This window comes from Sutcliffiella tianshenii (genome assembly GCF_016908565.1).
Taxonomy (GTDB): Bacteria; Bacillota; Bacilli; order Bacillales; family Bacillaceae_I; genus Sutcliffiella_A; species Sutcliffiella_A tianshenii.
The window spans coordinates 61,399-81,253 of sequence record NZ_JAFBED010000008.1 but is presented as its reverse complement, the minus strand read 5'-3'; the positions used below and the strand labels follow the sequence as shown (position 1 = coordinate 81,253).

Here is a 19,855-nt window from a genome sequence, read left to right as displayed (position 1 = left end):
TCTCCTTTAAATGACCTGTAAATTAAATAGCCCACACTATAGTATGGGCCATGTCAGTATCTATACTGCCCTATCGGCTTCTAGTTTTCTGCCAAAATACCATTTCAACACAGGTGGCACCACGATGATGATGAACAAGAGACGGACCAGTTGAAGAGAGCTGACGACTGCAGGGTCTCCTCCGACAGTGGATGCCGTCAATACCATTTCAATCAGCCCACCAGGTGCAACACTTAAAATGGCAGTCGGCAGGTTCAAAGAAGTGAAAGCTGCCAGCCCAACACCTAAGCCGAATGACACCAGAATGAGGGTTACCGTCAGGCCAAAATAAACCAAACAATATTTTCCCCCAAGCTTCAGATCGGCAAAAGCAGTTCCTTTCCCCATCCCGATGCCTACAGTGATTTGTGCAAATACGAGAAGCAGCGGCGGAAGGGAAGCCATGTCAATAAAAAGTATATTCATCATTGCTGTCAGGGTCATCGGGGCGATGACGATGCCAGCAGGGATCCTTTTCCGAAACAGGATTCCACCTATTACAGGCAGGACAAACCATAGATATTCCCAACCTCCGAAAGCATAGGTTGCACCTGGGAGGGCCGCATCCAAACCAGACCCTGTATTGGTAAAAGTATGTACCACCACAAATGGCACAAGAAAGAGGACGGTAAGCAAACGTACAGTTTGAAAAATCACGACCAATGAAGAACGTGCATTCAATGATTCACTTGCTATGACCATTTCAGAAAGTCCGCCGGGGATGGAACCGAAAACACTGGTTATCCTATCAACCGGTATCCAGCGTGTTACAACGACGCTATTCAGGATGCTGATCCCCACTAGAATTATAGTGGAAACAATATAAGGCACCACGTATGGGCCGACAGTACTCAACGTCTCTGCAGTAAAAAAGAGGCCAAAGAACATCCCCAATATCAGAAATCCGCTTTGCTTGAGCTGATCAGGACAATACATCTTCCGCTTGCTGATTCCTTGATACATCATGACGAAGGTTAATGCCCCCAGCACCCAGGGTAAGGGGAGACCGCCTAAGAAAAATAAATATCCACCGATAGTACCAATAATATATGTTTCAACTAAATAGAAATAAGGAATATTTCGCACATCTAAACACTCCTTTAACTCAATAAAGTAATTGTAACATAATCGGAAAGTGATGAGAGGAGTTTTTTCGGTATACGAAGAAAAACCGGACGATGCCAAAGCATCGTCCGGTTTGACTTCTCTTTAACTCCCTGTACTCGTAAATGCTCGAATACCCCTGTTCCAAAACCAATATGCGATCATAAAAGAAGCCACAGCGATAATCGGAGTCAAGACACCAAACCACATATGTGCGCTTCCTTCGAAAAAATAAGTGGCAGGATAATATGCTGTAAATCCGTAAGGTACCACCCATGTGATAATCAGCGTAATGGCACGCGGATAGATCGTTAAAGGATATCTGGCAAATTCACTTAATTGGAATACCGAGACGACAATAGGAAGACTGTCGACCATCCAAAAAGAGAAAGTGATGAAAAACAGGTTGATTGCGACAAAAATGATTCCGCTCGAAAGGATAAAAACGATCAGCATAAGAATCGTGCCAATCGACCACTGGATATCAAGCTGTGCACTTGCAATGGAGAGTACAATCCCCCCGATGATCAGCTGACCAAAGCCATCCTGCTGTACACGCTCCGCTACCACTTGAAACAATGGATTCACAGGGCGCAGAAGAATTCGGTCGAAATTCCCTGTTTGCACATATTGCCATCCAAGGGTCCAAAGATTGTCAAAGAATATATGATGAATCGAACGCCCCAGGAAAGCGATGGCGTAAATGAAAAGAATTTCATAAAAGGTCCAGCCTTTAAGCACATCGATATGGTCGAAAACGATCTTAAGAAAAAATAAAGCAGTGAACTGCTGCACCATCACCGAAAATAGTCCGATGAAAAAATCTGTTTTATACTCCATCATCACTTTCAGATGGTTGGCAAAATATCTACTATATAAAAAGCTGTATCTTTTAGTTTTTTTCCACATGTCCCTTTACCCCCCAAACACCGTTACTTTTTTCACAGCCTGTGACCACACGATCCGTACAAGGAAAAATAGGACAACCAGCCAGAATAATTGGGCGGCAAAGGCCATCAATGCCTCGGATCCAAAGGGTATCTGACCGGTATAGATGGCGACGGGCACGAAAATCATGGACTCAAAAGGCAGGAAGCTTGATACCTGCTGAAACCAATCTGGAAAAAGCGTCAAAGGGATCAGCGCGCCTGAAAAGAACTTGATGACTGCCTCCCTTAATACCCGTAACCCCCAAACATTTACCGTCCAGAATGCAAGTACCCCGATGATCAAATCAAGCTGAGTACCAATCAGGACCCCGATCATCATACTTGGGATGAATAACAGGAAGCTTTGCCAGGATAAAGGCGTTTGGATCCCGATGAACACCATAGCCACGATGAACATAGGGATCGTTGTACGGACAAAACTATTTGCTTTGGAACCGAAATCCATATAAATCAATTTTGTCAAATAGTCATACGGCTTCAGTAATTCCAGTGCAATATCCCCATTCTTAATATTGCGTGTTAGCTGGTCCCCAGCCCCGGAAACATAACTTTCAAGCATCATGGCTATGACCACATAGGTGATCATGCTATCAAATGTAATGGAGGAAATTTCTGTTCGGTTTTGATAAACAGCTAGCCAGAAGAAATACATGATGGCCAATCGCAGCAATGTAGAGACGACATCTGCCCAGTACCAGGCTATATAAGCGGTTTCAATTTTAATTTGAGACTTTAACAGTTCCCAATACTTGCGCATGATCCAACCCCCGCTCATATATTTCTTGGACAATCTTGTCGATTCCTGGTTCAGTCACAGTGAAGTCATTGATGACATGATGCTTCATCACCTCGGCAATGATCTGGCTCCCGTTGATATCCTGATTATTGAAGTGCAGCAAAAGCTGGGTGTCCGCCAATTCTTTGAGCACATAATCCTGCAGGGCTATTGGAATGACAAAGTCATCCGCAGATCCTTCGAGCTCCAATTTTACTGTACGGTTATATTTCGTCGTCTGCTTCAACTCTATCAAACTGCCATCATAGATGATGGTACCCTTATCAATGATGATGATGCGATTGCAGAGCTCTTCAATATCCTGCATATCATGAGTGGTCAGGATGATGGTCGTTTCATGTTCCCGGTTCATCTGTTTGATGAACTCACGGATTTTTATTTTTACGGATGCATCCAATCCGATAGTCGGTTCATCCAGATAAACAACTGATGGATTGTGCAGGAAAGCTGCTGCAAGCTCACATCTCATCTTCTGGCCCAGGGACAATTGGCGGACCGGAATTGAAAGCAGCGGCTCGAGATCCAGGACATCCTTGAATTTTTCAATATTTTTTTGATACGCCTCTTCAGGTATCTCGTAGATGTGCTTTAACAGCTGTAATGATTCCTGTACAGGGATATCCCAGAACAATTGGGTTCTTTGACCGAAAACTGCACCGATACTTTTCGCGTTTTTAGTCCTGTTTTTATATGGAATGATACCTCCAACGACCACTTCCCCGGCATCTGGGGTCAGTATTCCACTGATCATCTTGATGGTGGTGGATTTTCCTGCCCCATTTGAGCCGATATAGCCGACAATTTCACCTTTCGGGATATGGAAGCTGATATTATCGACTGCCGTCTTTTTGATATATTTCCTTTTGAATAATGCGCGGATTGCACCTCTGAGTCCAGGCTCCCGTTCAAACAATCTGTAGTATTTGCTTATGTTTTTTACTTCTATCATTCTTGTATTTCCCCCTAGATTAATGCTGAACTTAAGACTTTTTCAATTAACCGATTTCTTTTTTTCTCTTCATCAGTTCCAAAAGCTTTTCATCCATCTCTGCATACGCCTCAGTTCCTGGGACAAGCATACTTATTTTCCCTAAAAGTTCGGTTATCTTCGTATCCAGGATGGCCTTCATTTCCTGTTTTTCCTTTTTATCAGGCTCCATCTTTTCTTTTTGTTTTTCATCATAATCCTTTAGGCCCATTTCAATCCTTTTTATTTGATGATCTTCAATCAGGAGCAGCTTATCGCATAGCTTTTCTATAAAATACCTGTCATGCGAAACAACAATCAAAGTCCCCTGATAACTCTCCAGGGTTTCTTCTAGCCTTTCCCTGCTTGGAAGGTCCAGGTGGTTGGTCGGTTCGTCTAAAATCAGTACATCATATTCCTGCATGATCATTTTTACCAGCTTGACACGGGTTCTCTCCCCCAGGCTCAGCGTGGAGATCGGCTTCAAAAGCTTCTCCTCTTTCATCCCCATATTGGCAAAAATGGTTCTTGCCTTTGAAATCCTTTCCCAGCCGCTAAAGTCAAGGTATTCCATCGCTGTTTTCTCAGAAGGCATATCACTGACATCCTGACTCAAATACGCTATTTTCAATGTATCGCTTTTCCATAGAGATCCCTTTGAAATGGATTCACTTCCCATCATCATGTTGATGAAAGTCGTCTTTCCTGAACCATTTGATCCAAGAAGCCCCACCTTCTCTCCGTGCTTTACATAAAAATGACTCTGCTTGAACAGCACCCGATCACCAAACTCTTTTGTTAAATCTTCGGCCTCTAGGATCCTTTTGCCACGCTTTCCCCATGCTTCAAAGTCAAACAGTACCTGGGTTTCCTCTTTTGGCTTTTCCACTTTATTTTTGGAAAGCTCAAGCTCAAGCCTCTTTGTTTTTGATTTTATCTGATTGTCCTTCTTCTTGGCCTTGACTCTTTCGAATTCTTTTAACCCCATCTGCCTATTTTCAGAATCACCCCTGTTTTTCCCCGCATCCCGATGGGCTTTTTCAGACCATTGCTTTAGCGTTGAAATCTGCTCTTCCACCATTCGGATTTTACGTTGCTGTTTATCGTAATCTCTCACCTGCTGTTCATAAAGTCGCTGCTTTTCGTTCCGGTATTCCGTATAGTTCCCTTCATACTCCTTCAACTGACCATCCTCTATCTCGTACACTTTCGTGACGCTTCTATCCAAGAAAAATCTGTCATGGGAAATGATTACTGCAGCACCATGGAAATTGTTCAGCTCATCAACAAGCCAGTTCACTCCCTTCAGATCCAGATGGTTGGTAGGTTCATCGAGGAAGATAAGAGAAGGGTTCTTTGCCCAGATTGCTGCAAGTGCAAGTTTAAGCTTTTCTCCTCCGCTCAAATTGCGATAACGCTCCGTCTCCCAATTCTGTAGCTTTTCCAGCCCTAACCGGCTTGTTGCCCTTAAAAGAAGTTCTTCTTTTCCTTCTGGCATATGTTCATCAAGTAAACCTTCATAATCTGTGGATTGCGGAAGATAACCTATACTCAAGTCCTTTGGATACCTAGTGACACTTCCTTCATCCGGCATGATCAGTCCCATCAGAATTCCCATCAGTGTCGTTTTCCCTGTTCCATTCCAGCCGACCAGCCCTATTCTTTCTCCATTTCTTATGTCCAACGTAATTTCCTTCAGAATATTTCTTTCTCCATAGTTTTTGTTGATACTCTTAGCTTGTAAAATAATGTTTCTCATACACAGCACCTCATTTTGTTTTAGCATTATTTACGTAAGGTTATAAAATGAGCAGCTTTATCCTTCATCACAAAAAACCTCCCTAGGAATCCTAGAGAGGTTTTTGATAAGTCCTGTGCATGAAAACATGACATGCCTTAAAAAGCCTTTTACATAATCAAGCATCGGAAAATGACACTATGCTGAACAGCTAGCGGTTTTCAAACGATTCTTATGGAAGGCAAAAATGGGCAGACTAATCCAATTCTCTAGGTTCCTCATTCTATTCATCATCATGAGTTCTCTCCTAAAAATCAGATTAATTCCACATCGCACCTTGTACCTTCCTTTTCTCGTATTGTTATCCTTATTAGTATATTTTTCCTTTGGCAGACTGTCAATACATTTTGGGAATTTCCACTTTGTTTTTTCTGAATATTCATCCATCCTCATGGTATAATAATGGAATAGACAGTGTATCATTAACCACTAATCTTAACGGAGGTCATGCCGTAAATGGATAGTTTGTTCACACTTTTGTCCATCACGCTGCTCGGTGGAATTGTGTATATCTGCAGCAGTTTAATGACCAGAGTGAATAGAAAGATACAGTTCCTCGCCGTCATCATACCTATGGTTTCCATCAGCATCCTTTACAGTGTGATGGCTCAGTTAACCAACCTTTTGCCCATTGTCATTACTATGACCACCCTGCTCTCCTTGCTCGGCATCTGGACGGTCAATAGAAAGATATCAACGGGGAAAGTAACAGATATATGACCACCAGACTGTGAATCTAATTCTTGATTCGCAGTTTTTTTCTCCTGCTAAAGATGTAGGAGAAGATACTACTATACTTGGATTTCCTTCATCCTTATCTGGAATAGACTTAAAGTATCAAGATGACAAAGGGGAATCCGTAAATGAAGAACTCAAAACTTTTTGAAACGCATATCAAAACAATAAACTTGGAGGAAGCCATCAGTTTTTACAAGAAGCTAGGATTGAAGCTGGCGACTTTTATTCAAGAAAGAAGGGTAGCATTCTTCTGGCTTGGCGACCCCGGAATGAAGGAACAGATGCTTGGAATATGGGAGGTAGAAAAAGAAGAATTCATCCCGGCACATTTCGCTTTTTACGTGGAATATGACCAGTTATTTGAAATCCCTGCATTTCTACATGAAAAGAACATACCTTTAACAAAAAGCTTCGGACTTGATACCAGTGATGCAGTAGTCCATGCCTGGATGCCATCTGCGAGCTATTATTTCTCCGATCCAGATGGAAATTCCCTGGAGTATATTACAAATCTTGAAGGAGAACCAGATGCTAGAATGGGAACACTTCATTTAAAGGATTGGCTAGACCGATAAAAAAGAACCTCCATCACAATGGAGGTTCTTCTTTCTATCCGTTCTTCAAGGACAATCCTTCCTTCATATAACCAAATGGCGTCTGAATTGCTTTGACCACATACTTATTACCTGTTGCAAAGGTTACCAGGATACTAAGAAGGATCAGCAGTACATAGCCAGGTCCCGAATTTATGGCATCACTGAAACTTGTTTCAAAAAACCACTTGATGATAAATCCGTGAAGGATATATACATAAAATGATCTTCTGCCGATTCCTGTGAAGAAATACTTCTCCTTGGGAACAAGGGCAAAAAATGCGAGTGTAACCAGGAAGCTTCCTGCATAGATGCCAATACGCCCGAGCATATCCATGACAGATGAGAAAGTATATGTCCCATAAAGGATACTTGCGCCATCGATCCCACCTAAAACGATGTAGATCGCAACGAATAGAATGACCAGGAAACCAGCGGCATAAGGGCGATAAGCCCCATTTTTCACTCGTTCAAAAAGATCGGTTCGCGTCAAATAATACCCGATCAGGAAGAAAGGAAAGAAGTAAAATGTCCGGTCCAAGCTCAGGAAACGCTCGGAAATTTCAAAAAATCCTATCCCGACTCCCAAGGCCAGTGCCAAGGGAACACTGTATCTAGCTTTCAGCTTGGCAAATAGCGGCAGCATAAGCTTCCATGCAATCATACTCAACAGGAACCACATAGCCCATCTTGGAGTGAAATATTGCAGGGAATATTCAGTTGATGCATAAAGCTGGCTATAGAACAGTGTATAGATGGTTTGCAGAATAAGGTATGGGACCAATAATCTTGTCACTATTTTAGTATAGTAGCCTTTTTTATGAAAGTTAGTGCTAAAGTGTCCGGCCAATAGAATGAATGCCGGCATATGAAAGATGAATATAAAGTGATAGATGGACACCAACCACTCATCATTGGTTCGATAAGGGGAAATGATATGTCCGAATACAACTAAAAAGATTAGGATAAACTTCGCATTGTCAAAGAAGGAATCGCGAGTTTTCATGATGTTCTCCTCCGTTTCTATTCTATACGAAGATATTTACCCAGATTTATAGAAATAATAAACCTGGCAACATATATATTCGGAAAGTATAAAGGAAACCTGTCCGTCTTTTCAATGTTATATTCTGTAAAAATAAAACACGCAGATGCTATATCTGCGTGTACGTTCATTCGAATTCAATTTCACTTTTCAGGAAGGATGTCAAAATGGCTACCGCTTCTTTTTCATCGGAACCTTCCGCTTTCACCGTCACGACATTGCCATTGGCAATCCCCAATGACAAAAGGCCAAGCAGGCTTTTTCCATCCACTATCCTGCTATGTCGGACAACTTTGATTTCTGATTGGAACGCAAGTGCTCTTTGTACAAATGACTGGGCATTTATTGAGTGGAGGCCATTTGTAAGTGTAACGACAATCTGCTTGGTTACCATCATGATTTCCCCTAACTTTGGCGTAAATTTATATATGGTATGCCTCGTTAAATAGAATCATGAATAATTTTATTAAAATAGTACTATAGCCTAACTGAATATATGTCATCTTAATTACTGATAACCTTCTCTTCATTATTTCATACACTAAAATACAATGAAGTATGGAGGAGCGAATATTAATGCCGGTATCCATTATCTTTAACCAAATTAATGTAAATTCCATCAGTCAGAGTTCGGCCGTTTCCACTGGTCAAAATAACCAACCCGACTGGTCGACACAGGGTAAAATCAATATGGGGAATGGAATTGAAATTGGAGTGGTAGGCATCAATGGAATTTTCAATGTTATCATAGATACTGATGGTGTCGATACGACCATCTCAAATCCAGAGTTGAATAACCCACAACCAACAGCCCAATTTTAGGAGGTGGAGGATACGATGCGACATACAGATGCTAAGCCAAAACATGTCCATTTTCTTCTCGACCGGATTGAAATAACCTCTATCATGAATAGTTCAGGAGTTTTTACCGGGCATAATGTTCAGTCCAATTGGAGTACGAGCCAAAAGGTCAATATGGGGTTTGGGATGGTAGTGGGCGTTGACAATCATTCTTCTTCCAACATGAACATTGTATATGACCCGGATTTGGTTGATATGCCCATACAGATAAAACAAGGAAGCTAGTCATCTTCATTTTCGTTTTTGGAATCCGCGTCCTGCTTCTCCTTTATCACATCCTGGAGCCATTGAGGGAGCTCCTGGTTTTCCAGTTGGTGCAACATAACGATAAAAGAGGAATCGCTCACCATACTTTTGTTTTCATGGATATCAAGTTCATCTCCACTGATATTCCCTATTCCCTGATTATGCTTTTTATTGCTTTGGAACTGTGCAGGGTAATTGTTCCCCATGTTTATACAGGATGCACTCTCCACCACTCCTATCCGGATACTTCCTATAAAAAAATTGGGAGAATATGAAGAACTCATTTCTTTTCCTCCTTTTTTGTGAAGGCGACAGAGTATCCTTTTGTTTTCGGGGTAACAATCAGGTCCATTTTGGGACGTTCTTTTTGATGTGAGTGGGATTTTACTTTCCCGTTCTTTCCATTTGAATTGCTTTCATCCTTTCCCTTTACCTTTTCCGGAAAAGAAGTAGGCTTTTGTTTCTGATTATCAGGTAGGGTCGGTTGCAGTTTTCCTGGTGATCCTCCATCAAAATTATTGACTATATTCAATGTCCCGCTTAAGCTTTCAATACTGATTGAATCCAGGTGATAATGGAGCTGATCGAATGTGGCCTCTCTAATATCCAGATGCTGAATGTGATAATGGATGGCCCTCTCCTTTGTCAGTGCTGCAATCCGATCTTCAAGGATAGCCAGCTTCTGCTCAAGTTCTTTTATTTTCTGCTCAACAGATTTATCTTCATTCATCTAGATCACAACCAACTAAGTTTGATTTTGTTGATCCGGCTCAGTTCCAGTTCGTCGATTTACCATGCCCGTATTATGATTCATCCGGTTCTTCTCCCCGGCTATGGTCCCCACCCCTTCATTTTCCTGCTTCTCGACTTTTATATTGAAAATTGTATTATCGCCTTTGTTAAGTGACGAGGAATTCATGAGGATGTCTACTTTGAAGGAATGAATTTCAAATTTCATCTTTTCTGCCCCCTCTATCAATCTTGAAAAACAATTTCAACATCAATGTCATGATCTGCTTTTTGAAAAGCAAGCAAAAGGATTCCTTGCTTATATTGGGACGTCATTTTCTGTGGAACAAAAGAAAAGGGGATTGATATTGCACGCTTGAATGTGCCGAAGAATCTCTCACTTTGAAGGAGGTTCTCTTTTGGTAGCTGATAAGGATAGGGGATGGTCCCTTTTATAAAGAGCTGATTGTTCTGAACGGTTATCTGAACATCTTTTGTTGAATGAAGTCCCGGCAGCTCCAGTATCATATACCCATATGAAGGTGTTTCATATATATCAACCAACGGGACCCTTTTAGGTATGACAGGCAATACATCCTTCCAAAATTTCTCCCCTAAGACATCATCTATTTTCTCGTTCATATTTTCCCATGGATTTCCCTGCTTGCTATTCTTTTTCATTTCCCGCCTCCCCTACACTCTCAAAGAATACGTAAACTTGATTCATTATATTTATTTCTATATGTATATGAGTCCAGGAGTAAAAAATATTACGGGCATGGTTGACACAAGCACTAAATAGCTACTATTCCTTCATAATTGATTGCAAACAAAAAAAAGGGGCCTGGCCCCTTTTTTACTTCTCTTCTACACCAAGAACCCTGTTGATACGTTTCTTCAGCATATTCATTCCGCTTCCTCCTGCCTGGAAGTGACGCAGGTTCCCTTCTGCATCAAATACGTAGTACGCGGGTACATATTTATTTTCAAAGGCATCTGTCAATTTGTGTTCACTGTCAACGAAAATCGGCTGGGTAATGTCATGTCCCATTGCCATGGAGCGGATGACACCAAGATCAAGATCATCTTCGGAACGTGGCATGTGGACAGCCACTACGTTCAGCTCGTCGTCATATTCATCACGAAGATCATTGATTTCAGGCATCGCTTCCTTACATAAATAGCAGCTTACTGACCAGAAGTGAATCAGTGTAGGCTTACCGATCAGATCCTCCTTTGTCACTTCCTCATTGATCCATTCCGTTGCACCTGACAGTTCAGGCATTTGTTCTCTGAGTTTCATGCTGACTCTCCCTTTCCTTTATAAAAATTACTATTTTATAATGATTATTATATAAAACATTATATTAATAAACTGTTTTTCTGTCAACATAGATTGTACTGATTATAAAAAGATAATTAAAATAGTATGCTCCAAAATTAAAAAAGGAAGCTGATTTCAGCTTCCTCCTGTTCTATGCTTCTTTTTTGTATGGCACTTTCAAAGTCACTATAAGCCCTATGAATGCAAGTATTATCAATGAACCAAGCGCCGTCCTGCTGGCTAAATTCCCATGGCTCGCCAATAGAAGCGTGATCGTTCCATAGATCAAAGGACCAACAATGGAGGATACTTTTCCTGAAAATGCAAATAGCCCGAAGAACTGTCCCCTCTTCCCTTCCGGGGTCAATTCAATAATGAACGTTCTCGATGTGACCCAGGTAGCTCCCAATGCAACTCCAAATAGACTTCCAGCTGTCCAGAGCATCCATGGGGCAATCGAGAATACGGCGAACAGTAACGCAACGATCAACAGCCCGGCAACAGAAACAACCGCATATTTCGAACCGATCCTCTTTGCAATATACCCGTAAATGAATGACCCGATAATACTCGAAACGGTCGAAACCAGATACAGCAGAATGAATTCAGATGCAGTAAACCCTCCGATGGACCTTGCATAGATCGCCATCATGGCAATTGCTGTCGCAATGGCATCGTTGATAAAGAAATAGGCGATCATAAACAGGAAAACCGGTCGGTATATGCGCATTTCCTTGAATGTCTGAAGAATTTCCTTATAACCGCTGATAAAAGATTTTTTTTCCGTAACTTGTATGGGTTTATCTTTGTAAACGAAAAATAGAGGCAGGGAAAATAGTAAAAATAATATGCCTGTCGGGATGAATGCCCGGTGGAACCCACTGTCTCCAACATAAAGGTATACGGTTAAACCTAACAATGTCCCCAAGTATCCCACTGCTATACCGAAGCCAGAAATGAGTGGCATCTCTTTTTTCGAACCAAGATCAGGCATCATGGTGTCGTAGAAAATGAGAGATGAATGGAAAAAGAATTTGGCGACCACAAACAGGAGCAACACTCCAATAAAGGAGATCGGCAATCCGAAGAGTAGTCGGCTGCTCTCCAAAGAAGCAAAAACCCCCATGAAAATGGTGCATAATACTACCATCAATGTAAATGGGATGATGTAGGATTTTCTTTTTCCAGTACGATCAATCAGCACACCAAACAATGGAGAAAAAAGAACCAGAAAGAAACTGGCAGTTGCATTTGCATAGGATAAAAATGTGCTGGCAATCTGGTCCATCTGTTCATTCGTCCCAATTACCTCCTGCAGATAAAAAGGAAAGAATATTGTAATGATGTTTGATGAAAAGATGGTGTTTGCAAAATCATATAATGCCCAAGATAATATAGGCAATGAAAAATAGAGCTGCCAGGGAGATCTTGGTTTTTGTTCATGGTAAAGGTGACTTTCGACTTTATTCTCTAAGTTTGCCACATTCTTTCCCCCAATAAATATTGATAAATGAAGTATTCTCTAATGAATCCTCCCACTCCTTCTTCTTTACTTAGATTTAACATGATTAATATTGCACTCAGTAGTTCTTATAATAATGATATGAACATACATGACCGTTCAATACACAGTTAAAAGATGAATAGTAGACACTCCCCATAATCATACTAATAGCAAATAAATTTGAATGGAGCAGAATGAAAAAATGAGAATGCCATTGTTCCTATTGACTGTAGTCGTATTGGCTGGTGGGTGTGGGATGCAGGAAGATAACAATCGAGCAGGGGAAAACGACTCTACTCTGACAGACACTGAACATCCGGGTGAAATGCCATCTAATGAAGAAATGCTGATTGGGGCAAGAAACCAGGTGCCGCAGGCGGTTGAGAAAATCAATTCAGAAAAGCACTTTTATTCTAAGGAAGATGCTAAGCAGCTTGTGAGAAAACACCTGAAATTACAAGATAATGAAGGTGTATCGGTCACTTTCGAAGGATTCAAGGAAGATTTTTATCTATTTCATGTTTCCGAACTGGTTCATTTCAATAATCAGCCAGAAAAAATGTCCCGTGGATGGTATATGGTAGATCCAACAACTGGTGAGGTTACGTTGGAGAAAAATAATTAATTTAAAAAGGCAGAAAGGGACAATGTCCATGTCTGCCTTTTTAAATTAGTTTCGATACTGGCTCGCTGTCGGCAAAATAATCGTCACTCTTGTACCGTGCTCCACTTTACTATCATAGATTATTTTACCCTTCATTTCATGTACAAGCCTGTTTGTAATCATGCTGCCTAATCCAGTTCCTTTTGATTTTGTCGTATAGTAAGGCAGACCTATTTTTTCGAGTTGTTCTTCTGACATCCCGATCCCGTTATCTGTGAACGTGATAACGGCAGAACCTTTTGTATCACCATTCTTTTTCTCTATTTTGACATATCCCCCCTTTTCCTCATCGATGGATTCTATGCCATTCTTTATAATATTCATGATCACCTGTTTTAAATGTTGTTCATCCGAATAGATGAAATGATTCCCTTCCAAATCGAGTTCCAAAGATACATTACGGTAAGAACCAAAAGGTCTTAGCAATTCCACAGAATCGGTAAGGACCATATTTAGGTCGACGAATTTCAAGGAAAAAGAAGTGGGCTTCGCAACTGTCAGGTAATTCGTAATAATTTTGTTAGTACGATCCAACTCGTCCAGGATCAAGGGGGCGAACTGTTGCAGCCTATCATCCTTTGTGTCTGTATTCAAATACTGGATAAATCCACGAACAGTCGTGATGGGGTTACGAATTTCATGGGCAAATGCAGCCGCCATTTGCCCAATGGTGGATAATTTCTCGAGATACAATGTTTCATCAAATTGCTGGTTCGCCAAGATCAAATGCTCCACAACATAAATCAATGAAAGGAACGTTGCAGAAAAAGCCAAAAAGTATACGAGATAAAAACTGATATCCAAAAAAGAAACAGTATTATAGAGGATAAAGATATATCCAGAATAATAAAAGACTAGAATGATCAGCCCGTACAATCCTTTATTGGCGCTTTTTAAGAACACCGGCCGAAAAGTGATTGCTATGATAAAAGCCAATATGGAGACTGCAATTCCCACATAGAGGAATTCACCTCCAATAAGGAATCGAACTACCGAAACGATGGCTGCACTTAAAAGTCCGGGGTACACACCACAATATAATGTCACTAGGAGAATAGGGATCATCCTGAGGTCAAAATGGGTTTCTTTCAAGGTTTCTATCGGATAAAGCATGCATAAAAGAGCAGCAAAAGCACTGAAAAGCGCAAAGATCGTTTGTTGCTTGAAGTTCAACGGCTTACGTTTACTAAAAGGGAAAAACATGTTCGAATTGAATAATAGCGAAAAAATGATGGTTATATTGACGATTAATGGTTTAATCAGAAAGATCATTAAACGGGGTTCCTCCAATTACATACATCGATTTACCGAAAGTGGAAAATCAATGATTGTCATCCTATTACTTACTATATTGTACCCTTCTCAAGAAAGCATACCTTACCTATTATAGGTTTTAGATTCAAAGACTGTCTAGTCGAAATGAAGACAAAATACGAAAGTGCTCTATACATTTGCACATCCTGAATGAAGGTAAGTGATATTTTTAGGAACTAAAGGTCTCTTTCCTTTATAATAGAAGAATATAATTCTTTATGAGAAAGAAGTTCCTATAAGAAGGTGCATGAAATTGGCAATGAATCTTGTGATACTCGGGTTATTAATGGAAGGGGATAAACATCCCTATGAAATGCAGCAGGTGATGCAGGAAAGACATATGGAGCATTATATAAAACTTGCAAAAGGCTCTTTATACTATGCAGTGGAAAAACTGCTTAAACAAGAGCAAATCGCTGTCCGGGAAGTTGTAAAGGATCAGTCAAGGCCAGATAAAACCATTTATTATATAACTGAAAAAGGAAAAGGCACTTTTCAGGAACTGTTAAAGAAACAATTCAAAGCAGAAACGAATTACTATCATCCAATGTATACCGCGCTTGCATTTATCCACCTTGGGGATTCCAAGATGATTAGCAGGATACTGAAAGATCGGATCGAGCACACAAAATTCCAATTGGAAATGCTTGAAAGGGTTTATCAATTTTACGGGGATGGTGCACCCCATGGATCTGTTTCCATCATGAAGAATGCACATGAATTATGTAAGGTGGAGCTGGCATGGCTGGAAAAGTTGCACAGTGATGCACTGGACGGGTTATTTGAAAATAACAGAAAAATCAAAAACGAGCAAAGGCCTTAAAGCCTTTGCTCGTATTACTTTTCCATCCTAACCTGTCAATGCATAGGGAAGTAAATCATCTGAACAAGGAAAATCACTGCAAAAATATAAATGAGTGGGTGTACTTCCTTCCACTTACCTGTGACAGCCTTCAAGATCGGATACAAAATGAAACCGACTGCAATACCTGTAGCGATGCTAGAAGTAAGTGGCATGATAAGAATGATTGCAAACGCAGGAAATGCTTCATCAAATCTGTTCCACATAATCTTCGCAAGGCCTTCCATCATGAAACATCCCACAATGATCAAAATTGGTGCAGTAATGGCAGGCAACATGGAAATTGCCGATATAAATGGAGAAAAAATCATCGACACTAGGAATAACACCGCGACAACCACTGCAGTCAACCCGGTTCTCCCGCCTGCAGCAACACCTGAAGAAGATTCAATGTACGCACAAGATGGACTTGTACCAAACGCTGCCCCTATTGTAGTCGCAAATGAATCTGATAACGTAGCCTGCTTGGTACGTGGCAGCTTTCCATTTTTCATAAAGCCACCTTGTTCGGATACACCAACAAGTGTACCGGTCGAGTCAAAGATTGTCACCAGAACAAATGCAAAAACAACTGTATATAAGCTGTTTGAAAATACCCCGCTTACCGCTTCCCCTAAATTAATGAAAGTCGGCAAGGGCGGAACAGAAAAATAACCATCGAATTTCAGTAGGTCCAAGAAATATCCCCCAACCGCAGTGGCAATCATCCCGAAGAACAAGGCACCTGTCACTCTTTTAGCCATCAGAATCAAGGTTAAGATCAATCCCCCTATGGCTAATGCTGTTGCAGGCTCAGTAAAATCCCCAAGTGTAATCAGCGTTGCCTCACTCGGCTGCACTATACCAGCCATTTTCAGGCCCAGAAAAGCAATGAACAATCCAATACCTGCCGTGATGCCATACTTCAGTGGCGCCGGGATAGCTTCAATCAACGCTTTCCTTAGATTCGTTAAACTTAGGATGATAATGATCAGTCCTGCAAGGAATACGGTCCCGAGCACAGCTTGATAGGTCAGTCCTTGGCTGGCAACAACCGTTGTGAAATATGCATTCAGCCCCATACCGGGTGCTACAGCTACTGGATATTTCGCTAAAAGGCCCATTGTAAGCGTGCCAACCACTGCTGCAATGATAGTAGCCATGAAAACTTGTTCAAATGGAATTCCTGCAGCTGATAGAATCGCAGGATTCACGATTACGATATATACCATTGTAAGGAAGGTGGTAATACCCGCCAACACTTCCGTCTTTATATTTGTTCCAGAACTCTTAAGTCCAAATAATTTCTCAATCACAGTTTTGCCCTCCAAAAAACGAATGTAATAATGAAACCTTAATAATAATATTCGTTTATACAACAAAAAACAAGTGAAAATTAAAAAACGGTTCACTTCTTTCTCTCTTTTTAACGAATTTAAAAGGCTAAACTATTTATGGAAAGGCGTAATTTGATCAACTTTGTTTTCATTCATTTAATTATGGGTATATAAAAATTAATCAAATAAACGAATATTCGTCTTTGTCAACTGCCACTGATTAACAAAGTTACCACTATTTTTTCTGATATATCTAAATTTTCTAAAAATACTTCTTCACAAATCCAGGAAAATATCAGATAATAGGACAAAGGAGCAGGGTTCTTTCTAACCTTTCCTTTCATGATTAACCCGATACACTAAACCAAAATTGCGCACAGGGGGTAAAAATTATGAATAAACATTTTGCTTTTCAACCAGAACAATTTGTATCGAATATCCAAAACTTAGATATGACGAAAGAGGAGAAAATGGCACAACTCATTGTCGACTCCTCTGTATTTCAATATCATCAAAAACGGCTTATGCACGAAATAGATCAAGCGCTGAGCAATAGGAACCAAGAGAAATTCAATCGTTTATCCACTCAATATAATGAACTGCTTGATCAATTTTCACACATTAAAGAATAAAGAAGCGGATAGAATCCGCTTCTTTACTCATGCATTCTATTGGGACGACTCATCTGTTTGCTTCTTTTCTCTCTCTTTTCTGCAACAGGTACAGCCATTCCCACTCTGGCTCTGCCCTGTTTTCTCTTGCTTGAACAGATATGCCAATACACCAATAAGCAAGAATGAAAAGACCCCTGATGATTCACCTTGGAAAAACAAATCTTCCGCATACACCTCAAACAACCTTAACCAAATCTCGAACAAAATGTCCATTACTCTTTCCCCTTTCAGACGGAATCCAACAGACACCAATTCCCAGTAATACTAAGATGAAAGGAGTAACATTACGTAAGGCAATGGAGAAGAGAAATATTTTGATTTATGTGAATATTCTGTGTTTAATTATATCATACAGCACATGTATTTTTTTTCCTATCCTACTTGTTTCATATTTTTCTAGGACTTCCCTCGTAAACATGTATACACTTTAGGTTGTTTTTATCCATTCTGGGCACCTTGATTCCCCACTTCATACCTATTTACCTACATTTGGATTATCCCTTACTTCACTACGACAGTGCCGCGATAAATAAAAACCAGGGCAACCAGCATCATTACAACACCCAAAAGCCTTTGGTAATTTAGCGCTATTTTTGCAGAACCGAATAATCCAAAATGATCGATCACCATGCTTACGATCATCTGGCCGATAATTAAAGAAATAATTGTTAATGCCACACCTATTTTCGGGACGGCCATGATGACAAATGTGACAAAGCACGCTCCAAGGAAGCCACCCACCAGCTGCCATTTTGGAACATGTGGCAGTTGCATCAGATTTCCCTTTCCAAAGAAGGTTGTCAATAATAGTAGAAATAGAGTCCCGATGAAAAACGATACAAATGATGCTTCAAGACTTCCGATCTTTTTCCCGAGCTGACTGTTTACCGGAGCCTGGATCCCTCCAAGTATCCCTCCCAAAAACGCAATGAGGACAAACCATATTTTAACCATGTCAATTACTCCTTCCGTTTCAGATGGCTGTCAGTACTAATACTACATTTATCTGAATATTCCTTTGGACAGGAGAAAAAAACTGGCTTATACTATGTAGAAAGTGAAATCAGTCCTATTTGTAATAGAAAAAGGAGTTTAATGATGATGGAGCATCTAATCAATGAGAACGTTCGAAATATAGAGATATCGGGAATCCGCAAATTTTTCAATCTGGTTGCAAAGTACGATGATGTGCTTTCCCTTACCATCGGGCAGCCTGACTTCCCCACACCCATGCATGTAAAAAATGCTGCTATTCATGCTATAGAATCAAATTATACAAGTTATACCCACAATGCAGGAATCCTTGAATTAAGAAAAGCTGCCTGTTCATTTGTATCTGAAAAGTATGGACAAACGTATAACCCTGAAGCTGAGGTGATTGTCACTGTCGGTGCTAGCCAAGGTATTGACATTGCGCTTCGCACCATCCTTGAGCCAGGGACTGAAGTCATCTTGCCGGGACCGGTATACCCCGGTTACGAGCCGATCATCAAGCTATGCGGGGCAACGCCTGTCCATGTCGACACTACCATTACCGAATTCAAATTGACTGCAGATCTGCTCACGGAGCATATTACTGAAAAGACTAGGTGCATCATCCTGCCATACCCATCAAACCCTACAGGTGTTACACTCCCAAAGGACGAACTGGTAAGTATCGCCAAGCTGTTGAAGGATAAGGATATCTTTGTCCTTTCCGATGAAATATACAGTGAGTTGGTCTTTGATCATGAGCATTTTTCCATCTCTACTATTGAAGGGATGCGAGATAAGACCATCGTAATCAACGGTATTTCGAAGTCCCATTCCATGACTGGCTGGCGGATAGGATTGGTCTTCGGTCCGGAATACTTAATGAAACAGATGCTGAAGGTGCATCAGTATAATGTATCCTGTACCTCCTCCATTTCTCAATATGCAGCCCTCGAAGCATTGACAAACGGAAAAGATGATGCGTTGGAAATGAAAGTGCAATATCAGGATAGAATGGAATATGTGTATCAAAGATTGCTTAGGATGGGGCTGGATGTAGTAAAACCATCAGGTGCCTTTTATTTATTTCCTTCCATAGAAAAATACAATATGCCCTCTTTTGATTTCGCATTGAAGATGGTGGAAGAAGCCGGGGTTGCAGTAGTACCCGGAAGTGCCTTTTCCCCACTTGGAGAAGGATATGTCCGCCTCTCCTATGCATATACAATGGAATCACTGGAAAAAGCAATGGATCGGATGGAGAAGTTTTTAAAGGAGTTGACATAACAACAGGGGTCTGGCACCCCTTGTTATGTCAACAAAAAAAGAACAGGAGGCTTTTCCCTGTTCTTTTTTTTA

Annotated in this window: 24 protein-coding genes and 1 pseudogene; 8 read left to right on the top strand and 17 right to left on the bottom strand. The window is 40.7% G+C overall.

Annotated elements, in window-relative coordinates; genetic code table 11:
* Positions 1-60: 60 nt before the first annotated feature.
* The 5 genes and pseudogenes from JOC95_RS16675 to abc-f all read right to left on the bottom strand — a co-directional run.
* On the bottom strand, positions 61-1,125 hold the full coding sequence (locus JOC95_RS16675; RefSeq protein ID WP_204418330.1) for an AbrB family transcriptional regulator: 1,065 nt from the start codon (positions 1,123-1,125) through the stop codon (positions 61-63).
* Positions 1,126-1,248: 123 nt separating this feature from the next.
* Positions 1,249-2,052 (bottom strand): ABC transporter permease, encoded by an 804-nt coding sequence (locus tag JOC95_RS16670; RefSeq protein WP_204418329.1) that lies wholly within the window; start codon positions 2,050-2,052, stop codon positions 1,249-1,251.
* Between the two features lie 6 nt (positions 2,053-2,058).
* Positions 2,059-2,850: an ABC transporter permease gene (locus JOC95_RS16665; RefSeq protein ID WP_204418328.1), complete on the bottom strand. Its 792-nt coding sequence runs from the start codon at positions 2,848-2,850 to the stop codon at positions 2,059-2,061.
* Complete coding sequence (locus JOC95_RS16660; protein ID WP_204418327.1) at positions 2,813-3,838, bottom strand: ABC transporter ATP-binding protein; 1,026 nt, start codon at positions 3,836-3,838, stop codon at positions 2,813-2,815. Before JOC95_RS16660 ends, JOC95_RS16665 begins: the two co-directional genes overlap by 38 nt.
* A 303-nt stretch (positions 3,839-4,141) precedes the next feature.
* Positions 4,142-5,615 (bottom strand): annotated as a pseudogene (gene abc-f, locus JOC95_RS16655) (ribosomal protection-like ABC-F family protein); the annotation flags it as partial.
* 495 nt (positions 5,616-6,110) lie between these two features.
* Here abc-f and JOC95_RS16650 point away from each other — a divergent pair.
* Both JOC95_RS16650 and JOC95_RS16645 read left to right on the top strand, forming a co-directional pair.
* Positions 6,111-6,374 (top strand): hypothetical protein, encoded by a 264-nt coding sequence (locus JOC95_RS16650; RefSeq protein ID WP_204418325.1) that lies wholly within the window; start codon positions 6,111-6,113, stop codon positions 6,372-6,374.
* 143 nt (positions 6,375-6,517) lie between these two features.
* Entirely contained in the window at positions 6,518-6,967 is a 450-nt protein-coding gene (locus JOC95_RS16645; protein WP_204418324.1) for a VOC family protein, read from the top strand.
* Between the two features lie 34 nt (positions 6,968-7,001).
* On the opposite strand, the gene JOC95_RS16640 is transcribed toward JOC95_RS16645, so the two are convergent.
* Complete coding sequence (locus JOC95_RS16640; RefSeq protein WP_204418323.1) at positions 7,002-7,991, bottom strand: acyltransferase family protein; 990 nt, start codon at positions 7,989-7,991, stop codon at positions 7,002-7,004.
* Positions 7,992-8,157: 166 nt separating this feature from the next.
* Complete coding sequence (locus JOC95_RS16635; RefSeq protein ID WP_239582974.1) at positions 8,158-8,427, bottom strand: HPr family phosphocarrier protein; 270 nt, start codon at positions 8,425-8,427, stop codon at positions 8,158-8,160.
* Between the two features lie 179 nt (positions 8,428-8,606).
* Here JOC95_RS16635 and JOC95_RS16630 point away from each other — a divergent pair, with 179 nt between their 5' ends.
* Together JOC95_RS16630 and JOC95_RS16625 are read left to right on the top strand one after the other, a co-directional pair.
* A complete protein-coding gene (locus JOC95_RS16630) occupies positions 8,607-8,852 on the top strand; it encodes a hypothetical protein (RefSeq protein WP_204418322.1) in 246 nt (81 codons plus the stop codon).
* Between the two features lie 15 nt (positions 8,853-8,867).
* Entirely contained in the window at positions 8,868-9,116 is a 249-nt protein-coding gene (locus tag JOC95_RS16625; protein WP_204418321.1) for a hypothetical protein, read from the top strand.
* Here JOC95_RS16625 and JOC95_RS16620 read toward each other — a convergent pair.
* The 6 genes from JOC95_RS16620 to JOC95_RS16595 all read right to left on the bottom strand — a co-directional run bounded on the left by JOC95_RS16620 (position 9,113) and on the right by JOC95_RS16595 (position 12,592).
* Positions 9,113-9,421 (bottom strand): hypothetical protein, encoded by a 309-nt coding sequence (locus JOC95_RS16620; protein WP_204418320.1) that lies wholly within the window; start codon positions 9,419-9,421, stop codon positions 9,113-9,115. The two genes, JOC95_RS16625 and JOC95_RS16620, sit on opposite strands and share 4 nt — an antisense overlap.
* Positions 9,418-9,867: a hypothetical protein gene (locus tag JOC95_RS16615; RefSeq protein ID WP_204418319.1), complete on the bottom strand. Its 450-nt coding sequence runs from the start codon at positions 9,865-9,867 to the stop codon at positions 9,418-9,420. The genes JOC95_RS16620 and JOC95_RS16615 overlap by 4 nt, the downstream gene beginning before the upstream one ends.
* 15 nt (positions 9,868-9,882) lie before the next feature.
* Positions 9,883-10,095 carry a hypothetical protein gene (locus tag JOC95_RS16610; RefSeq protein ID WP_204418318.1) on the bottom strand — a complete coding sequence of 71 codons (213 nt, stop codon included), beginning with the start codon at positions 10,093-10,095 and terminating at the stop codon, positions 9,883-9,885.
* 17 nt (positions 10,096-10,112) lie between these two features.
* On the bottom strand, positions 10,113-10,547 hold the full coding sequence (locus tag JOC95_RS16605) for an Hsp20/alpha crystallin family protein (RefSeq protein WP_204418317.1): 435 nt from the start codon (positions 10,545-10,547) through the stop codon (positions 10,113-10,115).
* A 175-nt stretch (positions 10,548-10,722) separates the two neighbouring features.
* On the bottom strand, positions 10,723-11,169 hold the full coding sequence (locus tag JOC95_RS16600) for a redoxin domain-containing protein (RefSeq protein ID WP_204418316.1): 447 nt from the start codon (positions 11,167-11,169) through the stop codon (positions 10,723-10,725).
* Between the two features lie 172 nt (positions 11,170-11,341).
* Complete coding sequence (locus JOC95_RS16595; RefSeq protein ID WP_204418368.1) at positions 11,342-12,592, bottom strand: MFS transporter; 1,251 nt, start codon at positions 12,590-12,592, stop codon at positions 11,342-11,344.
* 304 nt (positions 12,593-12,896) lie between these two features.
* On the opposite strand from JOC95_RS16595, the gene JOC95_RS16590 reads away from it, so the two are divergent.
* The gene (locus JOC95_RS16590) at positions 12,897-13,319 is read left to right on the top strand and encodes a hypothetical protein (protein ID WP_204418315.1); all 423 of its coding nucleotides are present in this window, start codon (positions 12,897-12,899) and stop codon (positions 13,317-13,319) included.
* Between the two features lie 45 nt (positions 13,320-13,364).
* Here the strand turns inward: JOC95_RS16590 and JOC95_RS16585 are convergent, their stop codons facing one another.
* On the bottom strand, positions 13,365-14,630 hold the full coding sequence (locus tag JOC95_RS16585; protein WP_204418314.1) for an ATP-binding protein: 1,266 nt from the start codon (positions 14,628-14,630) through the stop codon (positions 13,365-13,367).
* A 295-nt stretch (positions 14,631-14,925) separates the two neighbouring features.
* Here JOC95_RS16585 and JOC95_RS16580 point away from each other — a divergent pair, with 295 nt between their 5' ends.
* On the top strand, positions 14,926-15,495 hold the full coding sequence (locus tag JOC95_RS16580; protein ID WP_419096261.1) for a PadR family transcriptional regulator: 570 nt from the start codon (positions 14,926-14,928) through the stop codon (positions 15,493-15,495).
* Positions 15,496-15,530: 35 nt separating this feature from the next.
* On the opposite strand, the gene JOC95_RS16575 is transcribed toward JOC95_RS16580, so the two are convergent.
* The gene (locus tag JOC95_RS16575; RefSeq protein WP_419096260.1) at positions 15,531-16,829 is read right to left on the bottom strand and encodes an NCS2 family permease; all 1,299 of its coding nucleotides are present in this window, start codon (positions 16,827-16,829) and stop codon (positions 15,531-15,533) included.
* Between the two features lie 413 nt (positions 16,830-17,242).
* On the opposite strand from JOC95_RS16575, the gene JOC95_RS16570 reads away from it, so the two are divergent.
* A complete protein-coding gene (locus JOC95_RS16570) occupies positions 17,243-17,482 on the top strand; it encodes an IDEAL domain-containing protein (protein ID WP_204418313.1) in 240 nt (79 codons plus the stop codon).
* A gap of 36 nt (positions 17,483-17,518) precedes the next feature.
* On the opposite strand, the gene JOC95_RS16565 is transcribed toward JOC95_RS16570, so the two are convergent.
* Together JOC95_RS16565 and JOC95_RS16560 are read right to left on the bottom strand one after the other, a co-directional pair.
* Positions 17,519-17,737, bottom strand: a complete 219-nt coding sequence (locus JOC95_RS16565) for a hypothetical protein (protein WP_204418312.1) — start codon at positions 17,735-17,737, stop codon at positions 17,519-17,521.
* A 288-nt stretch (positions 17,738-18,025) separates the two neighbouring features.
* A complete protein-coding gene (locus JOC95_RS16560; protein ID WP_204418311.1) occupies positions 18,026-18,478 on the bottom strand; it encodes a DMT family transporter in 453 nt (150 codons plus the stop codon).
* A gap of 147 nt (positions 18,479-18,625) precedes the next feature.
* On the opposite strand from JOC95_RS16560, the gene JOC95_RS16555 reads away from it, so the two are divergent.
* Positions 18,626-19,783, top strand: a complete 1,158-nt coding sequence (locus JOC95_RS16555) for an aminotransferase A (protein WP_204418365.1) — start codon at positions 18,626-18,628, stop codon at positions 19,781-19,783.
* Positions 19,784-19,855: the final 72 nt, after the last annotated feature.